Origin of the sequence: Paractinoplanes maris (assembly GCF_023544465.1) — a bacterium.
Lineage (GTDB): Bacteria > Actinomycetota > Actinomycetes > Mycobacteriales > Micromonosporaceae > Actinoplanes > Actinoplanes maris.
This window is the reverse complement of the sequence record NZ_JALPVL010000009.1, coordinates 239,445-259,189: the sequence shown is the minus strand read 5'-3', so window position 1 is coordinate 259,189 and position 19,745 is coordinate 239,445. Positions and strand designations below refer to the sequence as shown.

Here is a 19,745-nt window from a genome sequence, read left to right as displayed (position 1 = left end):
TGGCGGCCCCTCAACGGCGCCCAGGAATCAGTGGCGCCTCAGCGGAATCGGGTTGTCGTCCGGGATCACCTGCCGGGCGCGGTCGGCCAGCGGGGCCAGCAGTTCCGCGCACCGTTGTGTCGCGGCCGCTCCCAGCCGGGCCCACGGCCCCGCCGCCAGCTGGTCGGTCAGGGTCTCGACCCGGGCGTACGCTTCCCGCCCGGCCGCCGTGGCCGACCCGTCGGCGGCAACCCAGCCACGGTCGCAAAGTCGTGCGGCGGCGGCTTCCCACTCCTCGTCGGTCCAGCCCCGGGCCGGCTGGGTCACCTCGCGCAGGCGGCCGCCCTCCAGCGAAGCCCGCCACGCGAGGGACTCGGCGCCGTCGACGCCCGTGGTGAGCAGGGCGGCGACATGGCCGTCGCCGCGGTGCTCGCGCAGGATGGTGGCGGCGTGCCACAGGCGGGCCACCGGATCGGCCGGCCACGGCAGACCGGCGTGGGCGGCGGCCAGCACCCGCCCGGGCAGATCGACCGCCCGCGCCGCCTCACCGAGCAGATCGGCCGCCTCCGCGATCTGAACGGAAGACAAGCCAGCTCGATCAGGCGACATGCCGGCTTCCCCGAGCGGCGGACCGGCTTTTGCGGGCGGCGGGCCGGCGAAGAGTTCGGTCAGCGCGGCGGTGGCCCCGGCGGTGCGGGCGGCGACGGCGGCGGACGGGGTGATCCGTGACCAGACGCCGGGCAGGGCGCGCGCGACCATGGCCGGCGCGAACCCGAAGAACGCCGCCGTCACCGGCTCGGGCCCGATCGGCCCGAGGGCGGCGGCCCGCCCGGCGAAGTAGCGCCGCCAGAAGCCGGTCAGCCCGGCCTCCTCGAAGGCCGGCCCGCATTGTGGCGCGAAGTAGGTGACCGCGTGCAAAGGCTCGAACAGCGCCCACATCCGGCGCTCGGCGGACGGCTCAGTCATGGTCCCATCTCAGAGCCCCCGCCACCGCGGGGCAAGAGCCGCACGGCATCCGGTGGCCCCGAGCCGGAGCCCGGGGCCACCGCCACCGGTCAGAGGTCGGCCGGACCGGCGACCACGGCCTCCCGGACGGCGTCGGCCCGGCGGGCGTCGGCCTTGCCGGTGTCATCGGTCCGCGGAGCCGCCGACCGGGCGGCCGACCGAGCTGCGGCTGCGGCTGCGGCTGCGGGCGGGTCGGTGACGACGCCACGGCGGATGCGGTTGTTGGCCGCGATCTGGGCGGCCGGGGTGTTGCCGGTCGCGGTCAGGGTGCCGTCGATGATGTTGTCGTCGACCGTCACGCCGCCGGTGGTGCTGGTGACGCTGACGTCCTTGCCCCAGAAGCCGCCCGACGCGCAGGAGTCGAGCGGGCCGTTCGGGCCGAGCTGGACGCCGCCCAGGTTGCCGGCGAACGTGGCCTTGCCGCGGATCGAGCTGCCGCAGACCACGCTGCCGGTGGCGCTGTTGAGCACCGAGAGCGTGCCGTCGACGAACGAGTCGTGGACGTCGGTGTAATACGTGCCGGTGCTGCTGACGTTGCCGGTGACCGACGTGTTGCCGTCCAGGCGGACCTCGCCCGCCTGCACGTTCACGCTGCCGGTGACTGTGCTGCCCTCGGCGTACAGGAAGCTGTCGACGGTGGTGGCGCCCTTCGCGCGTACGGTCACCGCGCCGCTCGTCGCCTCCCTCAGATAGACCCCGTACCCGCCGGCGGCCAGCACGACCGGGCCCGAGACCTCGGTGTCCGAGGCGTCGAAGTAGCCGTTGCCGGCGATCCGGACGTCGCCGGCCAGCCGGCCGCCGGTGACGACCAGGTTGCCGCCCGCGGCCACGCTGACGTTGCCGGTGACGATCGTGCCGGTCAGTGCGCACGACTCGCCGGCCGGGACGTAGAGGTCGTTGGGCACGGTCACCGCGCCGCCGGTGCCGATGCAGTGGGTGACCAGCGCCGCGCTGGCCGGGACGGCGGAGAACACACCGGCCAGGACACCGGCGGCGACGAAGAACGGGACACGCTTGTGCATGGGGAGGCCTCTCATGATCCGATGTCCGAACGGGCGGCGGCGCGGACGATCGTGCCCTGCTGCCGTTTGGTGAGCGTGCCGCCGGTGACCAGCGCGGCGGTGACCGTCTCGACGTGCCGGACGAACGCCGCGTGATCGGCGTAGTCGTCGTACTCGGCGATCCGGTCGTTGACGGTGCAGCCGTCGCTGAGTGCGTAGTTGCGCACGGTGGTGTCGAATCCGTCGATGACCACCGTGGCCCGGGTGTCGGGGACCGGGCAGGCGCCCGTACCCGAGCCGGTCACGGTGAACGTCGCGGTCTTCTCGGCCGAGGTGTTGCCGGCGGCGTCCGTGGCCCGGGCCCGCACGGTGTGGGCGCCGAGTCCGCGGATCTCGACCGGCGCGTTGTAGGTCGTCCAGGCGCCGGAGTCGAGCGCGTACTCGATCCGGCCCGCCTCGGACGACGTCACGGTCACCGTGGCCAGTCCGAGGTAGGCGCCGTCGCCGTTCTGGGTTCCGGCGACCGACAGCGAGACCGTGGGGGCGGTGGTGTCCCGGGCCACCACGGTGAAGTGCGACATCTGCTCGGCCGAGGTGTTCCCGGCGTTGTCGGTCGCCCGGTAGTGCAGCATGTGCATCCCGGCCGTGCTGACGACGACCGGATTCCCGTACGCCGTAAAGGCTCCCCCGTCCAAGGAGTACTCGATCCGGGCCACGCCGGAGTCGTCGTCCGCCGCCGTCAGGGTGGCCGTGGCCGTTCCGAGGTAGTTGCCGTCCCCGTCCCGGTCCCCGGCGAGCTGCGCGGTGACCGTCGGCGGTGTGGTGTCCTCGTCGGGAGCCGGCTCGACCACCCGGAAGGCCAGCGACCCTTCGGCGGACGCGTTGCCCTCCTTGTCGGTGGCCCGGTATCGCACGGCGTGCTCGCCCACCGCCGTCACGGTGACCGGCGCGGTGTACGGCTGGAAGGCGGCGCCGTCCAGCGCGTACTCGATGGTGTCGACGCCCGAACCGGTGTCGGCGGCGGTGACCGTGACGCTCGCCGAGCCCACGTAGTTGCCGTCACCGTCCCGGGTCCCGGCCGCCTGGGCCGCCACCGTCGGCGGGGTCGTGTCGGGAGTGGTGCCGCCGTCGGTCACCACCAGCTCCCCGACCATCGTGAGGTGCCCGGGGATCGAGCAGAAGTAGCGGTAGCGGCCCGGCGTGAGGGTGATGGTGGCCTCGTGCCGGCCGTTGTTCGCGTCGAAGGGGTTGGCCAGGATGTTGAGGTTGACGTCGTGGTTGTAGCCCTCGGTCGACGTGTCGAAGGTCAGCGTGTGCGGCATGCCGGTCGTGTTGCCGGTGGCCTCGCTGTTCTCGAACACGACGGTGGTCTGACCGGCGACGGCTTGGGTCGGCACCGACCTGTACGCGGTCACACTGTTGTCGGCCGTCCAGGTGAGGGTCTGGGCGGCGACCGCCGGTGCGGGCGCGGCGACCAGTACGAGAAGGGCGGCGCAAACGAGCGCTACGAGCCGCTTCACAGCGCACGCACCCGGATGTCCCGGAAGTCGACCAGGTCGGTGTCGCTGTGGTTCTGCAGACCGATCAGCCCCTCGGCGAACTGTCGTAGGTCGGTCGGCGGGTCACCGGCCCGGGAGGACTGCTTGCCCGGCGTGTTGTCGAACTCGTTGATGACCGTGCCGTTGCGGATGATCGTGTAGTGCTGGCCGGTCACCCGGATCTCGTAGCGGTTCCACACGTTCTTGGCCGTGGCCCCGGCCGCGCTCATCGGGTTGGGATCGAAGTTGTAGATCGACCCGGTCTTCTGCGTCTCACCGGTCTCCCCGTCGTAGATCTGCACCTCGTGCCCGCAATAGATGGCCACCCAGGCCTGTGAGGTGCGCGCCGAGCCGACCGTGCCGCAGCTGCCGGCCGGTCTTTGGTCAAGCGGGATCCGCGGGTCGGGGAACCGGGTGAAGACTCCGCTGTTGCCGCGGGCGTCACCGGGGGCGACATCACGGAACTGCAGGGTCAGCGAGAAATCCTTGAACGGCTTGGTGTAATACAGCATTCCGAGCCCGCCGCTGGGCCGCAGTGACCCGTCCGGCTGGATCGTGAACTGCCCGGTCGGCGCCTGGGCCCAGTCCCGCAGCGACTCCGGCGTGCCGTTGTAGAGAGACACGTAGCCGGTGTGGCCTTCCTTGCCGATCGGCGAGGCGGCCGCGGCCCGGGTCAGGGCGCCCGCCTCGCGAGCATTGATCACCTTGTCGCCGGTCAGCGACGTGGCCACGGCGGTCACGTGGCGGACGAACGCGTCGTGGGTCGCCCACGTGCTCTCGTCGTCGATGAGGTCGTCGATCGTGCAGCCCTGGCCCACGACCCGGTTGGGCACCCCGGTGTCGGTCCCGTCCAGCCGTACGGTCGTGGCCGGATCAGCCACCGTGCAACCGGCCGTGACGGTGGTGCGCACGGTCGCTTTCTCCCCGCCGGCATAGGTGACGGTGAGCGTGGCTGTGTAGGAGCCGACCTTGGCGTACGTGTGGGTGGGGTTGGCCTCGGTCGAGGTGCCACCGTCGCCGAACGTCCACTGGTAGGACAGCCCGCCCGAGCGGGATCCGTTGAACGCCACCGTCAACGGCTTGTTCTGCACCGCCACCGACGTCGCGGCCGGAGCCGGGGTGGGCGCCCCGCCCTGGTACGTCACCCGGATCAGCTTCTGGTTGGGGTGCAGGGAGAAGAATCCGCCGGCGTAGTCGAGCAGGTAGAGCGCGCCGTCCGGGCCGAACTTGGCGTCCATCCAGGACTGCAGCTGGGTCGCCCCGCCACCGGCCGGGATGATGGCCCGCAACGACTCGCCGAAGGCGGGCGGCTTACCCGGCTGGTCGACCGTGACGGCGACCCGGTTGGCCGCGTTCGACTGGTCGCCCAGGAACCACTTGTCGTTCCAGTACGACGGCCAGGCCACGCCGCTCGCGGTGTCGGCCAGGTCGCGGTGGTAGGTCGGGCCCGACATGATGGCCTGGCCGCCGCCGCGGAGGTAGGGCTGGGTGTACGTGGCATCCGCGGCCCGGTAGGTCGGGATGTCACTGCCCTCGCGCTTCGGGAAGACCGGGCCGCCGCCGTCCGGCGAGTACCAGATCATGTTGTCCTTGATCGGCGGCAGGTCGGTCAGGCCGGTGTTGCGGGGTGACTCGTTCTTGGGGTGGTCGCAGTCGTACCAGCCGGTCAGCACCTTGGCGTCGGTGGTGCTGCGATCGCGGTAGGGCTGCCGGTTGCCCATGCAGTAGGGCCAGCCGTGGTTGCCCGCCTCGGTGATGATCGTGGCGGTCTCGTACTTGGCCGGGCCCAGCTCCGGGCTCGGGGCCGAGGCGTCCGGGCCGACCCAGCCCGCGGTCAGCCACTGCTTCTTGGGGTCGATCTGGAGCCGGGCGATGTTGCGGACGCCCATCACGTAGATCTCCGGGCGGGTCTTCTCGGTGCCCGGGGCGAACAGGTTGCCCGACGGGATCGTGTAGGTGCCGTCGTCCTCCGGGTGGATCCGGATGATTTTTCCGTTGAGGTCGTTGGTGTTGCCGGCCGTGCGCCGGGCGTCCTGGAACGACAGACCCTCGTAGGCCTGGGTCCAGTTGTTGCCGGAGTAGCCGTCCGAACCGCCCGACGAGTTGCTGTCACCCGATCCGACGTACAGGTTGCCCTTGTTGTCGAAGGCCATGCCCCCGCCCGCGTGGCAGCAGCTGTGGATCTGCACCGGCCAGTTCAGCAGGTCCTTGCGGGTGCCCTGGTCGATGGTCTGGGCCGCCTTGTCGTACGTGAAGCGCGAGACCGTCCGCTGCCCGACCCGCTTCTGGCGGTCGATCGAGGCGTGCGGCATCCAGTAGACGTAGAGCCAGCCGTTCTCGGCGAACTTCGGGTCGGGAACGATGCCCAGCAGACCCTCCTCGTTCTTGACGAGCTCGTCGCCGCTGCCGCGGTTGCCCATCACCGGCAGGGTGGTCAGCAGCTTGACCTGTTTGGTGGTCGGGCTCCACGAGTGGATGGTGCCGCAGCCGAGGCCCACGTTCGGGTTGTCCCAGCTGACCACCGGGCCGCTCGGGCAGGCCGCCTTGCCGACGTAGAAGACCGTGCCGTCGGGCGTGATGGTCAGCCCGTGCGGCTCGCCGATCTGGTCGAGCTCCCCGGTCTTGTTGGCCGCGGTGAGGCGCTCGACCTTGTAGTTGCTCGCGATCGTGGCCTGGCAGTCGCCGCGGACGATGCCGCTGGTCCAGCCGAGCGCGCCGGTCAGGTGCTTGCGGAAGGCCTCTTCGCCGTACGAGCCCTCGGTGTGCCCCATGCCGGTGTAGAAGGAGCGGCCACCGTCGTAGTCACGGCACCACGAGACCGGGTGGAACGGCCCGTTCGCGCCCAGACCGGCGTTGTAGTGGCGCTCCTCGACCTGGGCCAGGGTGTGCACGGCGCCGACCGGGTTCGGATCCCAGTTGTACCAACGGTCCTCGCGGGTCACGGTCAGCGCGAGGTCCTTGGTCGCCGGGTGCTGCCGGTCGAGGATGTCGACCACGGCCCGGTTCACCGCGGGCGGTGCCGGCGTCTCGGTGGTGCCGGTGAACAGGCGCAGATCGGCCAGCTGGGTCAGCGGCTCGCCGCTGTTGGCGGTGATGTTCAGCCGATAGAACTTGTGGTCGGCGGGCGTTGTCACGTCGAACCGCCGGATCTGGTAGCGGTCCGGGAAGGTCTGGTTGGCGCGCTGGTCCACGTCGGACCAGGTCTGGCCGTCGGCCGAGCCCTGCAGCGTCCAGTCCCGGGGGTCACGGCCCGACGAGTCGTTGGCCGACGTGAGCGCGTACCCGGTGATCCGGGCCGGCGCCGCCAGCTCGTATCGGACCCACGCGGCCGGGGTGCGCACCAGCCACTTGGTGTTGGCGTCACCGTCGTTGAGCTTGGCCGCGGTCTCGTTCGGCGGGTTCTCGCCGCTCGCCGTCACGGCCGAGACCGGGTGGGCGACCGGGATCGCCCCGGCCGGGCGGGTGCCGATCAGGCCGGTGAACCAGGTCGAGTCGAGCTGGGCCCGGGCCGCGTCGCCGATGCCGAGGAAACCGCCGCCGGCGTTGACGAAACCCTTCAAAGCCGCTTCCTGTACGGCGTTCAGGGCCACACCGTCGGCCGAGAGGAAGACCACCGCCCGGTAGGCAGCGAGGCCGCTCGCGCTGAACACCGAGGCGTCGGTGCTCGCCGTGACGTCGAGGCCCTGCGCCGTGCCGAGTTCCTTGATGGTCTGGGTCGCCCGGGTCACCGGATCCTGCTGCCCGGCCGCCGCGCCCGAGAAGACGAGGATGCCCGGCTTCGCCGGTGCCGCCGCGGCCGCCTGCGCCGCTGTGGCCTCCCGGGGCGGTGCCGCGCCGATGGTGAGTAGAGCGGCCATGGCGGTGGCCACGGCTTGTCTCAGCCTCATGAGCCAGTCCCTCCGTGTTGGTGGGTCTTCGCGGCCGCCGCGGTGTGCTGGTGGCCCTGGAACCGGTCGATCGCTTCCTGCGCGCCCGGCGGCATGGTGCCGTCGGCGTTGCGGACGAGGAAGATCCCGGCCATGCCGGTGTCCGAGTGCGACTGGACGTGGCAGTGGTACATCCACGCGCCGGGCCCGACGGCCTCGCCGGCCAGCACCTGGAACCCGAACGAGCTGCCCGGGTTGAGGTCCTTGTTGTCGATCACCTGGCTGGGATCGGACGGGCCTTCGAGCATCCCGGTCCGGTTGTCGGCCCAGCGGTGCGCGTGCAGGTGGAAGGTGTGGAAGAAGTTGCCGTGCCCGATCGCGATCCACTCGACCCGCTGGCCCAGACTGGCCTCGAACATCGGGGTGTCCGGCGCGGCCTTGTTGTTGATCAGCAGATCGTTGAAGACGACGGTGACCTGCTTGTCGGGCAGGATGTCGCCGCGCCGCCGCACGATCAGGGCGCCGTAGAGACCCTTGATGAGCCCGGCGGTGCCGTGGTCGGTGCCCATCGCGTGGTCGTGGTAGTGCCAGTAGCCGGCGCTGCCGGGCATGAACCGGCGACCGGCGGCCGCGGTCATCTCGTGCGAGCGCCAGACATACGTACGGGTCTCGCCCGGCGCGTTGAATGAGTTGTTGAACGGCGCGCCGTCCGACTCGGTGCTGTAGTCGACGCCGTGCGGGTGGATCGAGAGCCGCTGAGTGGTCGTGTTGACCAGGGTGATCTCGAGCGTGTCGCCCTCGTACATCTCCAGGACGGGACCGGGGATGGTGGCCCCGCCCCGGGTCAGCCCGTAGCCGAACTGGCCCCCCGGCAGCGCCTCGGCATAGATGGTGACCTTCTTGGTCACGCCCGCGGCGGCCTCGGCCGGAGCGCCCCGGGTCACCGCGACCGCTCCGCCGGTCAGTCCGAGGACCCCGGCCGCGGCGAGCAGTGACCGGCGGCGGAGATGCTGCTCACCGTCCGGATTGACAACGTTGTCGTCCATGCGCGTCCTCCGGCGCCGCCGGCCGAGCCGGTACGCCATGCTGTCGTGAGGTGGGCGGGCGGGTGTCCCGCGGAGACCGGGCTCCCGGCACGGCTCCGCCCACGTGCCGGCCGGTCGCCGCCATGGCCGCCGGGCACGTGTTACGGACTTTTCTCAGAGAAATCAAAACTTCGGTCTGATGTGAGCAACTTATGACGCTCATCAATGGAAGTAAAGGCATTCCAAAGGAAAGTCCGCCGTGGGAGCGCGCCCATTTCCGCGCGTTCGGCATCGTCGTACGCCGATGCATCGCTGCGCTGATTCAACGACCCTGGTCGATGAAGCAGGCGTTGTCCACCGAGTTCAGTACAGCGGTTGGCCGTCGCGCAGTTCGCGGACCAGGGACGACACGACGGCCTTGAGGCTGCCGTCGCTGGCCGCGGCCACGCGGAGCTGGCGCTGGTAACTCGCGCCCCGGTCGACGATGTCCTGGACCCGCGCGAGCTCGGCCCCGCAGCCCAGCGACTCCGCGATCGGCGCCAGGAACGGCAGCAACTCCTCGAGGTCCTTGGTCACCAGCCGTTCGTCGCCGTCGGCGTTCCGGATGATGATCGCTTCCATGCCGTAGCGGGCCGACCGCCACTTGTTCTCGCGGACGAACCAGGGCTGCATCGTCGGCACGGCGCGGCCCGCGTCCAGCTCCCGGGAGAAGTGCTCGACCAGGCACTGGGTCAGCGCCGCGACCGCCGCGATCTCGCCCGCGGTGGGGATGCCGTCGAACGTGCGCACCTCGATCGTGCCCCACTTCGGCGAGGGCCGGATGTCCCAGCGCAGCTCGTTGAGTTCCTCGATCACGCCGATGTGCAGCAGATCGGCCACCAGTCGCTCGTACTCGGCCCACTCGGTGAACTGGGGCGGCAACCCGGCCGTGGGCAGCTGCTGGAACATCAGCGCCCGGTTGGAGGCGTATCCGGTGTTCTCCCCGCTCCAGAACGGGCTGGACGCGCTGAGCGCCTGGAAGTGCGGCAGATAGGTAAGCAGCCCGTCGATGATCGGCAGCACCTTGCGGCGGTCCTCCACCGCGACGTGCACGTGGACGCCCCAGATCATCATCTGCCGGCCCCACCACCGGGTGCGGTCGATCAGGGTGTCGTATCGAGGCTTGCCCGGCGTCACCTGCTGCTGGAACCACTGACTGAACGGGTGCGTCCCCGACGAGATGAGGTCGACGCCCATCGGCTCGGCGAATCGCTGGACCCGCTCGACGAGCCGGGTGAGATCCGCGACCGCGTCCCGCACCCGATGGTGCGGCGCGCTGACGATCTCGATCGTGTTGGTCAGCAACTCGTTCGTCACGTGGGGGAACGTCGACGCGGCGCCGAGCCGGGACAGCAGCTCGGGCGCCGCGGGCGACAGCTCACCGCTGCGCCGGTCGACACAGGCGATCTCCCACTCGACCCCTAGGCGCGATCTCTCCGATGGGGCGAATTCGATTGCCATGGGCCAACTCTACGGACCGGGGCACTCAGGGGCGCGCCGCTGCCCGGCCGCGGTGGGCCACCCGCAACGGGGCGCCGACCTCGTGCAGATGCCGCAACGCCTGCCGGTACGACTCGACCAGGCTCGTCTCCTCGTAGGCCACACCGATCTCGGCGCAGTACTCCCGCACGATCTTCTGCGCGGTCCGCAGGTTGGGGGTCGGCATGCCCGGGAAGAGGTGGTGCTCGATCTGGTAGTTGAGGCCGCCCAGGGCGAGGTCGGTGAACCACCCGCCGCGGACGTTGCGCGAGGTCAGCACCTGCTTGCGCAGATAGTCCTCGGTGCCGTCGGGGTGCGGCATGCCCTTGTGGTTCGGCGCGAACGTCATGCCGAGGTAGAGACCGAACAAGCCCTGGTGAACGACGAGGAAGGCGACCGCCTGCAGCGGCGAGAGCACGAGGAAAACAGCCGACAGGTACGCCACCGCGTGCACCACCAGCAGTCCGGCCTCGAGGACGGGCCGCTTGACCACGCCGGCCCGCAACGCCTTGATGCTGGACACCTTCAGGTCGGTGCTGAGCAGGGTCAGCAGCGGGAAGAAGAGCCCGGCCTGGTGGCGGGTCACGAAGGCGGCCAGACCACGGCGTCCGAGGGCCGACTTGGTGGCCCAGATGAGCACCTCCGGCTGCACGTCGGGGTCGAGGTCGTCGTGATTCGGGTTGTTGTGGTGGCGGGTGTGCTTGTCCATCCACCAGCCGTAACTCATGCCCACGCCGAGGTTGGCGGCGATCCGGCCGAAGATCTCGCTGGGGCGCTTGGTGCGGAAGACCTGCCGGTGGGCGATGTCGTGCGCGACCAGGCCGAGCTGAGCGAAGGTGACGGCGAGGAAGACCGCCACCAGCAGCGTCCACCAGGACGACCCGACCAGGAAGAAGGCGGCCCAGCCGCCGGCCACCATCAGGCCCACGACGGTCATCCGCAGGGCGTAGTAGCGCGGTTGCCGCTCCAGCAGGCCGGCCCCGCTCACCTGCCGGTTCAAGGCCGCGAAGTCACTTCCGGCGGCCGCTCGTGGTCGCACTGTGGTTGCCGTCATGCATTGATTGTCGGCGCCGCGGGCCCCGAGATCAGGAGTGCGGGACCCCACCGGCCTGGGGGTGCCAGCACCCCTTGCGGGGGCTCGTCCGCCGTGCCGGGCCGCCGAGCGAGAATGGTGTCATGACACTCCGAGGCCGGTTGGCCGCGAGCCTGAGCGCCACCCCGGACGCTCTGTTCGCCATCGGTCTCGGGCTGCTCAACCCGGCCATGCTCGCGTTCTGGCTGGCCGGCCTGGTGCTCAGCCCGGTCCCGGCGCTCGGTCCCGAGCTGCTCGGGGTGACCACCAGGGTGGTGCGGTGGCGGGCCGACCTCGAGCGGCGCCTGAGCACCCGGGCCGGGGTGCCGATCCGCCGCCCCTATCTGCCCGCGCCGGCCGGGGCCGAGGTGGGCAGCCGGCGCTGGCTGCGCTGGATCATCACCGACCCGGCCACCTGGCGCGACGCGGCCTGGCTGCTGCCGGGCGCTCTGATCGCGATGGTGCTCAGCCTGATCGCCCTGGCCATCACCGTCTACGGCTTGACCGGTGCCCTGCTCGTGCCGCTGTGGCTGGTCCTGGGCGGGGTGCACGTCGGGTACGGCTTGTTCTGGCCGACCGCCAACGACGTCGAGGGGATGCTGGCCCTCCCCCAGGGCCTGGCGATCCTGGCCGTCGGGCTCACGGTGACCCCGCTGACCCGGGCGACCCACCTGCGCTTCAGCCGGCTGTTCCTCGCGCCGACCCGCTCCGCCGAGCTCCGTCTGCGGGTCGCCCGCCTGACCCTGACCAGGGCCGACGCGATCGACGCGCAGGCCGCCGAGCTGCGCCGCATCGAGCGCGACCTGCACGACGGGGCCCAGGCCTGGATGGTGTCGGTCGGGATGACGATCGGGCTCGCCGAGCGACTCGTCCGCCGCGACCCCACCGCCGCGCTCAAGCTGCTCGCCGAGGCCCGCGCGGCCAGCACCACCGCGCTGGTCGAGCTGCGCCATCTGGTCCGCGGCATCCATCCCCCGGTCCTGGCCGAGCGCGGCCTGGAGGGGGCCGTCCAGGCGCTGGCCATGATGCTCCCGGTGCCCACCGACGTCAGGTCGCATCTGCCCGGGCGCCTCGACACACCGGTCGAGTCGGCGGTCTATTTCGCCGTGGCCGAGGCGCTGACCAACATGACCCGGCACAGCAATGCCCGGAAGGCCTGGGTGGGCCTGCGGCACACCGAGGGCGTGCTGTTCGTCGAGATCGGGGACGACGGCGACGGTGGCGCCGACCCCGGGCGCGGCACCGGCCTGCTGGGCATCGAGCGCCGGCTCAACGCCTTCGATGGGACGATGGCCGTCTCGTCCCCGCCCGGCGGACCCACCGTCGTGACCCTGGAGCTGCCGTGCGCGTTGTCCTCGCCGAAGACCTGATGCTGCTGCGGGACGGTCTGACCCGCTTGCTCCAGGCGTTCGACTTCGACGTGGTCGAGGCGGTCGACAACGGTCCGGACCTGCTGCCCGCCCTGCTGCGGCACCGGCCGGACGTGGCCATCGTCGACGTCCGGCTGCCGCCCACCCAGACCGACGAGGGCCTGAAGGCGGCCATCGCCGCCCGCGCCGAGATCCCCGGGCTGCCGGTGCTGGTGCTGTCCCAGCACGTCGAGCCGCTCTATGCCCGGGAGCTGCTCACCGACCACGCCGGTGGCGTCGGTTACCTGCTCAAGGAGCGCGTGGCCGACGTCGAGCAGTTCGTCGCCACGGTGCATCAGGTGGCCTCGGGCGGCACCGCGTTCGACCCCGAGGTGGTCGCCCAGATGATGGCCCGCCGTAAGCCGCTGGCCGGGCTGACCGCCCGCGAGCACGAGGTGCTGCGGCACATCGCCGAGGGCCGCTCCAACGCCGCCATCGCGGCCCGGCTGTTCATCACCGAGAAGGTGGTCAGCAAGCACATCAACAACATCTTCGCCAAGCTCGGGATGCCGCCGTCCGACGACGACAACCGCCGGGTCCTGGCCGTCCTGATGTTCCTCGACGCCTGACGCCGGTCTCAGGAGGTCGTGGTGTGCCGCCGCCACTGGAGCATCGCGGCGGTGGCGTCGTCGCGGAGCTCGCCCGCCTCGTACGAGATGATCGTCTGAATCAGGCGGCGCATCGTCTCCGGACCCGAGGCACCGTCCCGCAGCGCATCCACCAGGAACTCACTGAGCCGCTCGGGGCCGAACAACGCCCCCGACGCGTCCCGGGCCTCGGTGATGCCGTCGGTGTAGAGCACCAGGGTGTCGCCCGGCTCCAACTGCTGCTCGACGACCCCCGGCCGCCGGGCGACCATGTGACCGAGACCGAGCGGCAGCGCGTTGGGGGTGGGCAGCGACGGCAGCGCCCCGTCACCGCGCAGGAAGAGCTCGGCGGGGTGGCCGGCGCTGATCCGCCGGTAGGTGCCGGTCGCCATGTCGAGCTCGGCCAGCAGCGCGGTGACGAAGGCCCCCGGATATTGCGCCCGGATCCACTTGTCGATGGACCGATAGGTGTCGGGCAGCGAGAGCCCGGACCGGCGGGCGTTACGGTACGTGTTCAACGTCAGCGTGGTCAGGGCGCTGGCGCTGATCCCGTGCCCGACGGTGTCGAAGAGCGCGACGTGCAGGACGTCGCCGTTGGCCGCGTAGTCGAAGGCGTCGCCACCGACGTCGTAACAGGGCTCCAGGACGGCGGTGACCATCGTGCCGTCGACCGCGAAGGTCAGCGGGGGCAGCTGGTTCCAGATGATCTCGGCGGCCAGCTGCATGGGCAGCCGGCGCCGGGTGTGCTCGACCGCGTCGCCGTAGAACCGGCGGCTGGCGATCAACTCCGCGACCAGGGCGGCGATCACCTCGAGGTCGTGCCGGTCCGAGTCGGACGGATAGGCCTTGACCCGGAACTCGAGGACGCCGAGCCGCTCGGCACCGTGCAGCAGCGGCAACCAGAGCAGGCTCTCGCCGTCCCACTGCTGGCGGGCGGTGGTGAACGCCAGGCCCGCGGGCGTGCCGTCCACGGTGAAGCCGGTCGTCATGTCGGGGACCGTCCCGCGCAGCGGGTGCAGCGCCTCCTGCGCGTAGTCGACCAGCAGAACGGTGGCCGTCTCCGCGTCGAGCAGGGGCGCAGCCGCCGCCAGCACCGCCGGCAGGTCCTCAGCCCGCCCGCGGTGCCTGAGATCCATGAGCCGGCGAACGGCTTCCATCGACGCGAGCATCAGAACCATCTTCCATGCCACCGGCCGGGTCCGCAGCAAGGGGCCCGCCAGACGGGTGCTTTTCAGCCGCTACCGCGACCAAGTCGGCCGAACGGCTCACGCGCAACCCTCCGCATGGGCATCAGGTGACAGCTGGGCCAGATCCCGCAGAGCCTCTGATGACCGAGCCGGGGCGGCGGCCCCCGGACTGATCGATGGTCAGAGCGAACGCGGCAGTGGGGGCAGGGCCGGGCGGTCGAGCCAGGCGGTGAAGAGGTCGTCCAGGGGCACCGCGGAGAAGCGCTGGGCATGGGTGCGGAACTGGGCGGTGGTGACGGTGCGGTGCTGGTGTTCGGCGACCCAGGAGCGCAGCAGGGCGAAGAACGCCGGGTCGCCGATGGTGGTGCGCAGGGCGTGCAGGGTCAGGGCGCCGCGCTTGTAGACCAGGGGGTCGAACATGCGGTCGACGCCGGGGTTGCCGACGGTGACGGTCGCGGGGTGGGAGAGCAGCCAGATGTGCCAGCGGGTGGCGTGTATGTCGGCTGACGGGCCGCCCGAGACGGCGGACCACAGCCACTCGGCGTAGGTGGCGAAGCCCTCGTTGAGCCAGATGTGCTGCCAGTCGGCGACCGTCAGGCTGTTGCCGAACCACTGGTGGGCCAGCTCATGCGCGACCAGCCGCTCATGCGTGCGCCGGCCGTCGAGGTGGTTGCGGCCGAAGACGGCCATGCCCTGGGCCTCGACCGGGTCGTCCAGGTCGTCGTCGGCCACCACCACGACGTACTCCCGGAAGGGGTACGGGCCGAAGAGGCGCTCCAGGGCCGTCATGATCTCACCGTGCCGGCCGAAGTCGTGGCGGAAGACCGTGCGCAGCCGGGGCGGGATGGCCGCCTTCTGCGGCACGCCGCCGGTGGCCAGCTCGACCATCTCGTACCGCCCGATCTGGACGCTCATCAGATAGGGCGAGGTGGGCTCGGTCCGCTCGTAGACCCAGGTGGTGGTGCCCGCCCCGCGACGCCGGGAGACCGGGTCGCCGGTGACCAGCACCGTGTACGGCGAGGCGGCGGTGATCGACACCAGGAAGGTGGCCTTGTCGTCGGGGCGGTCGTTGCACGGGAACCACGACGGTGCCCCGTTGGGCTGGCTCGCCACCAGCACACCGTCGGTCAGCTCGTCCCAGCCGATGTCGCCCCACCGGCCCGAGATCGGCACCGGCGTCCCGGCGTACCGGACCTCGATCTTGACTGTGGTGCCGTGGTCGATCGCCTTCTCCGGTTTGACCCGGAGCTTGCCGGCCCGGTGCGTCCAGCTGGCCCGGCGTCCGTCGACCCGCACGTCCTGCACCCGGAACTGGCCGAGGTCGAGGCTGAACCGGGACAGCGACTGCACAGCCTGCGCCGTGATCGTCGCCCGCCCGGCCAGCCGGTTGGACACCACGCGGTAGTCGAGGTCGAGGTGGTAGTGGAGCACCCGGTAACCGCCGTTGCCGTGCCCGGGGAGGTACGGGTCGGGCGAGTGGCCGGCGCCCGCTGGGGTCATGCCCAGTTCGCGATCGGGTTGCCCAGCCACCTGCTGTCCTCGGGCACGGCGTCGCCCCGGGTGACCAGCGAGCCCGGGCCGATGGTGGTGCGGGCGCCGATGCTCGCGCCGGGCAGCACGATCCCGTGCGGGCCGAGCGTGGCGCCCGCGCCCAGAGTGACCTCGTCCATGCTCATGATCCGATCATGGAACAGGTGGGTCTGCACCACGCACCCCCGGTTGACGGTGGCGCCCGGCCCGAGCCGCACGAGGTCGTACTCGGGCAGCCAGAACGTCTCCAGCCAGACGCCCCGGCCGATCTTCGCACCGAGCGTCCGCAGCCACATGCTCAGCAGCGGCGTACCGGTCGCGAAGCGGAACAGCCACGGCGCGACCAGCACCTCGACGAACGTGTCGGCCAGCTCGTTACGCCAGACGAACGACGTCCACAGCGCGTGGTCGGTGACCCGGAACCGGCCGACCAGCAGCCACTTCGCGGCCGTGGCGAGCAGCGCGCCGGCGAGCGCCGCGGCGAACAGCACCGGGCCGGCGGCCAGCGCGGCCGCCCCCAGCCCGGCCGCCTGCCAGATGCCTTCGACCGCGGCCAGCACCAGGACGGCCAGGACACCGGCCAGCATCACCGGGACGATGCGGCACAGCTCGATCGCCGCGCGGGCCACCTTGAGGCGCAGCGGCGGGTCGTAGGTGCGTCCGCTGTCGCCGGTCTCGACCGTGCGGCGCAGCGGCATCGGCGGCGCGCCGAGCCAGGACGAGCCCTTCTTGGCCTTGCGCGGCGCCGACGACAGCACCCCGACCAGGCCCCGCTTGGGGACCGACCGGCCCGGTGCGGCCATCCCCGAGTTGCCGAGGAAAGCCTGCTTGCCGATCCGGGCGGGGGCGACCCGCAGCCAGCCGTGACTCAGCTCGTAGGTGGCCACCATCGTGTCGTCGGCCAGGAACGCGCCGTCCTCGACCGTGGTCATCGTGGGCAGCGCGAGGACCGTGGACAGCTCGGCGTTCCGGCCGATCTTGGCACCGAGCAGGCGCAGCCACACCGGCGTGAACAGGCTGGCGTAGATCGGGAAGAGGGCGATCCGGGCCAGGCCCATGAGCCGCTCGGTGGCCCAGACCTGCCAGGCCACCCGGCCCCGGACGGGGTGGTAGCCCGCTCGCAGTCCGAGGCCGAGCACCCGCACGGCGAGGAGCACGAGCAACGCGTACGTCAGGAAGTAGGCGACCGCCCCGGCCGGGGCCACCAGGAGCGCGGCGCCGAGGTCGAAGCCGCCGGAGAAGGCCAGTCCGAGCAGGGCCAGGGCGGGCAGCACGGCCACCACCGGCAGCAGGCCCATCAGCTGCGCGGTCAGGCTGTAGGCGACCACCCAGAGGCGCGACCGGCGCGGCGGGCGCTGCGCGGGCCAGGCCACCCCGTCCGACTTGCCGGGCCACCGCTTGCCCGCCGCGACCGCACCGGTCACGGTCGAGCCGGCGCTGACGTGCGCGCCCTTGCCGACCCGGGCGCCCGGCATCAGGGTGCTGCGCGAGCCGACCCGGGCGCCGGCGCCGACCCGGACCTTGCCGACCCGGACGACGTCGCCGTCGACCCAGTAGCCGGACAGGTCGACCTCGGGCTCGATGGCCGCGCCGCGGCCCAGCTTGAGCAGGCCGGTGACCGGCGGGGCGGAGTGCAGGTCGACGTCCGGGCCGATCTGGGCGCCGAGCGCCTTGGCATAGGTGATCATCCAGCTGGCGCCGGTCACGCCGGTCGCCCCGCTCAGCTCGGCCAGCCGCTCGGCCGCCCACAGCCGCAGGTGCACACCGCCACCGCGGGGATAGTTGCCCTTGCCGACACCGCGCAGCAGCAGCCGGGCACCGCCGGCCGCGAGGGCAATCCGCCCGGGCGGGCTGAACAGCACCAGCCAGCCGGCCGCGATCCACCACCACGAGACGTGCGGGGCCCAGGACACCAGGTTGGCCAGCGCGGCCAGCACGGTGAGCCAGCGCAGCCCGACCAGCGCCAGCATCGGCGCGATCAGCAGGGCCTGCCCGAGCCCGGCCCGCCGCGGCGTCGGCCGGACCTCGCGGCGCACCGTCTCGGTGACGACGAGCGCGTCGAGCGCGGCCGCCATCTGCGAGAGCCGCGGATGCTGGTAGACGTCGGCCACCGCGACCTGCGGGTGGGCCCGGCGGATCCAGGCCACCAGCTGCGCCGCGTTGAGGCTGCTGCCCCCGCTGCTGAAGAAGTCGGCGTCCGGCGCCGCGGGGCGCAGGCCGAGGATCTCCTCCCAGCCACCGGCCAGCCAGGCCTCGGTCACGGTCAGCTCGGCCGCACCCGGGGCCGGGGCACTGGCCAACGGCCACGGCAGGGCGGCCCGATCGACCTTGCCGGAGGTCCGGGTCGGGAGCGCTTCCACCTCGGCCAGCAACGGGACGAGGGCGGCCGGCAGCTGCTCGCGGATGCGCAGCGCCGCGGCGGCGGCATCGAAGCCCTCGCGGGGCACGACGTAACCCACGAGCAGCTGGTTGCCGGCCGCGGTGCGCTTGACCGCGGCGGCCGCGCCGGCCACACCGGGCAGCGCCTGCAGGGCCGCGTCGACCTCGCCGAGCTCGATCCGGCGCCCGCCCAGCTTGACCTGCTCGTCGCCGCGGCCCAGGAAGAGCAGCCCCTCGGGCTCGGCGCGCACGATGTCACCGCTGCGGTAGGCCCGCTCCCAGCCGAGCGAAGGCAGCGCCGCGAACTTCTCGGCGTCCTTGGCCGCGTCGAGATAGCGGGCCAGGCCGACGCCGCCGATGACCAGCTCGCCGGTCTCGCCCATGGCCACCGGCCGGCCGGCCGCGTCGACCACGACCAGCTCCCAGCCGGCCAGCGGCAGCCCGATGCGCACCGGGCCCTCGCCGGTCAGCCGGGCGGCGCAGGCGACGACGGTGGCCTCGGTCGGACCGTACGTGTTCCAGACCTCGCGCCCCTCGACGGCCAGCCGCTCGGCCAGCTCGGGCGGGCACGCCTCGCCACCGAAGATCAGCAGCCGCACCTCGTCGAGCGTCTCGACCGGCCACAGCGCGGCCAGTGTGGGCACGGTGGAGACGACGGTGATGCGCTGCTCGGCCAGCCACGGGCCGAGGTCGACACCGCTGCGGACCAGGGAGCGCGCGGCCGGCACCAGGCAGGCACCGTGCCGCCAGGCGAGCCACATCTCCTCGCAGGACGCGTCGAAGGCGACCGACAGCCCGGCCAGGACGCGGTCGTGCGGGCCGATCGGCTCGGCGTCGTCGTCGGCCAGGAACAGTTGCGCCTCGGCGTCGACGAACGCGGCGGCGGCGCCGTGCGTGACGGCGACCCCCTTCGGGGTGCCGGTCGACCCCGAGGTGAAGATGATCCAGGCGTCGTCGGCCGGGCCCGGCCGGACGTCGCGGTCTTCCGGCGTACGGTCTTCCGGCGTACGGTCCTCCGGCGTACGGTCCTCCGGCGTACGGTCTTCCGGCGCACGGCGCGGGGAGACGCTCAGCCCGTCGCCGAGCACCGCGCGGACGCCCGCCTCGGCGAAGACCAGCTCGGCCCGCTCCTCGGGGTCGTCCGCGTCGACCGGGACGTAGGCCGCGCCCGCGGCCAGCACGCCGAGGATCGCCAGATAGAGCTCGGCCGACCCGGACGAGACCCGGATGCCGACCCGGTCGCCGGGGCCGATCCCGTGGCCGCGCAGCGTGACCCGCAGACTCTCGACCTCGTCGGCCACCTCACGGTAGGTCAGGGCGGTGCCGCCGGCGTCGATCGCCGGGGCGCCCGGGTGGGCCTGCACCGTCGCGTCGAAGATGTCGACCAGCGTGCGCCGCAGCGGGGCCGAGTGGGAGCGGAACAGGGCCGGTGCCCCGGGCGCCGCGTCGATCTCGGGCAGGCCGATCAGTCGCAGGTCAGCGGTCGTCGCGGTCACCGGGCGTGCTCCATCTCCACCACAAGGTCAACGTCGCCAGGCGTACGGCGTCGAGCCGCCCGGGGCAGCGATCAAAGCTACGGGCGAACAACGGTAGGTGACGACCGAATGACGAATTCGTGTCCAGAGACACACCGCCGATTGTCGATCCGT

General features: G+C 71.9%; 12 protein-coding genes and 1 pseudogene. 2 read left to right on the top strand and 11 right to left on the bottom strand.

The window, feature by feature from the left end; translation table 11 throughout:
• Positions 1-27 precede the first annotated feature (27 nt).
• The 8 genes and pseudogenes from NAG42_RS26570 to NAG42_RS26540 form a co-directional block, all read right to left on the bottom strand.
• Complete coding sequence (locus tag NAG42_RS26570) at positions 28-945, bottom strand: SCO6745 family protein (protein WP_250034139.1); 918 nt, start codon at positions 943-945, stop codon at positions 28-30.
• A gap of 89 nt (positions 946-1,034) precedes the next feature.
• Positions 1,035-2,006 carry a hypothetical protein gene (locus tag NAG42_RS26565; RefSeq protein WP_250034136.1) on the bottom strand — a complete coding sequence of 324 codons (972 nt, stop codon included), beginning with the start codon at positions 2,004-2,006 and terminating at the stop codon, positions 1,035-1,037.
• A gap of 11 nt (positions 2,007-2,017) precedes the next feature.
• Positions 2,018-2,455, bottom strand: a complete 438-nt coding sequence (locus tag NAG42_RS45545; RefSeq protein ID WP_438872453.1) for an OmpL47-type beta-barrel domain-containing protein — start codon at positions 2,453-2,455, stop codon at positions 2,018-2,020.
• Positions 2,456-2,476: 21 nt separating this feature from the next.
• A pseudogene (locus NAG42_RS45540) lies at positions 2,477-3,346 on the bottom strand (cupredoxin domain-containing protein); the annotation flags it as partial.
• A gap of 155 nt (positions 3,347-3,501) precedes the next feature.
• Positions 3,502-7,410 (bottom strand): ThuA domain-containing protein, encoded by a 3,909-nt coding sequence (locus NAG42_RS26555; RefSeq protein ID WP_250034123.1) that lies wholly within the window; start codon positions 7,408-7,410, stop codon positions 3,502-3,504.
• Complete coding sequence (locus NAG42_RS26550; RefSeq protein WP_250034122.1) at positions 7,407-8,435, bottom strand: multicopper oxidase domain-containing protein; 1,029 nt, start codon at positions 8,433-8,435, stop codon at positions 7,407-7,409. The genes NAG42_RS26555 and NAG42_RS26550 overlap by 4 nt, the downstream gene beginning before the upstream one ends.
• A gap of 342 nt (positions 8,436-8,777) precedes the next feature.
• Positions 8,778-9,914: a glutamate--cysteine ligase gene (locus tag NAG42_RS26545; RefSeq protein WP_250034120.1), complete on the bottom strand. Its 1,137-nt coding sequence runs from the start codon at positions 9,912-9,914 to the stop codon at positions 8,778-8,780.
• Positions 9,915-9,939: 25 nt separating this feature from the next.
• Entirely contained in the window at positions 9,940-10,986 is a 1,047-nt protein-coding gene (locus NAG42_RS26540; protein WP_250034118.1) for a fatty acid desaturase family protein, read from the bottom strand.
• A 122-nt stretch (positions 10,987-11,108) separates the two neighbouring features.
• Here NAG42_RS26540 and NAG42_RS26535 point away from each other — a divergent pair, with 122 nt between their 5' ends.
• On the top strand, positions 11,109-12,374 hold the full coding sequence (locus tag NAG42_RS26535) for a sensor histidine kinase (RefSeq protein ID WP_250034115.1): 1,266 nt from the start codon (positions 11,109-11,111) through the stop codon (positions 12,372-12,374).
• The gene (locus tag NAG42_RS26530) at positions 12,347-12,982 is read left to right on the top strand and encodes a response regulator transcription factor (protein WP_250034112.1); all 636 of its coding nucleotides are present in this window, start codon (positions 12,347-12,349) and stop codon (positions 12,980-12,982) included. Before NAG42_RS26535 ends, NAG42_RS26530 begins: the two co-directional genes overlap by 28 nt.
• 8 nt (positions 12,983-12,990) lie before the next feature.
• On the opposite strand, the gene NAG42_RS26525 is transcribed toward NAG42_RS26530, so the two are convergent.
• The 3 genes from NAG42_RS26525 to NAG42_RS26515 form a co-directional block, all read right to left on the bottom strand.
• Positions 12,991-14,157: a PP2C family protein-serine/threonine phosphatase gene (locus NAG42_RS26525; protein WP_250034111.1), complete on the bottom strand. Its 1,167-nt coding sequence runs from the start codon at positions 14,155-14,157 to the stop codon at positions 12,991-12,993.
• Positions 14,158-14,367: 210 nt separating this feature from the next.
• On the bottom strand, positions 14,368-15,687 hold the full coding sequence (locus tag NAG42_RS26520; RefSeq protein WP_250034541.1) for a M1 family metallopeptidase: 1,320 nt from the start codon (positions 15,685-15,687) through the stop codon (positions 14,368-14,370).
• Positions 15,684-19,592, bottom strand: a complete 3,909-nt coding sequence (locus tag NAG42_RS26515) for a Pls/PosA family non-ribosomal peptide synthetase (protein WP_250034108.1) — start codon at positions 19,590-19,592, stop codon at positions 15,684-15,686. Before NAG42_RS26515 ends, NAG42_RS26520 begins: the two co-directional genes overlap by 4 nt.
• Positions 19,593-19,745: the final 153 nt, after the last annotated feature.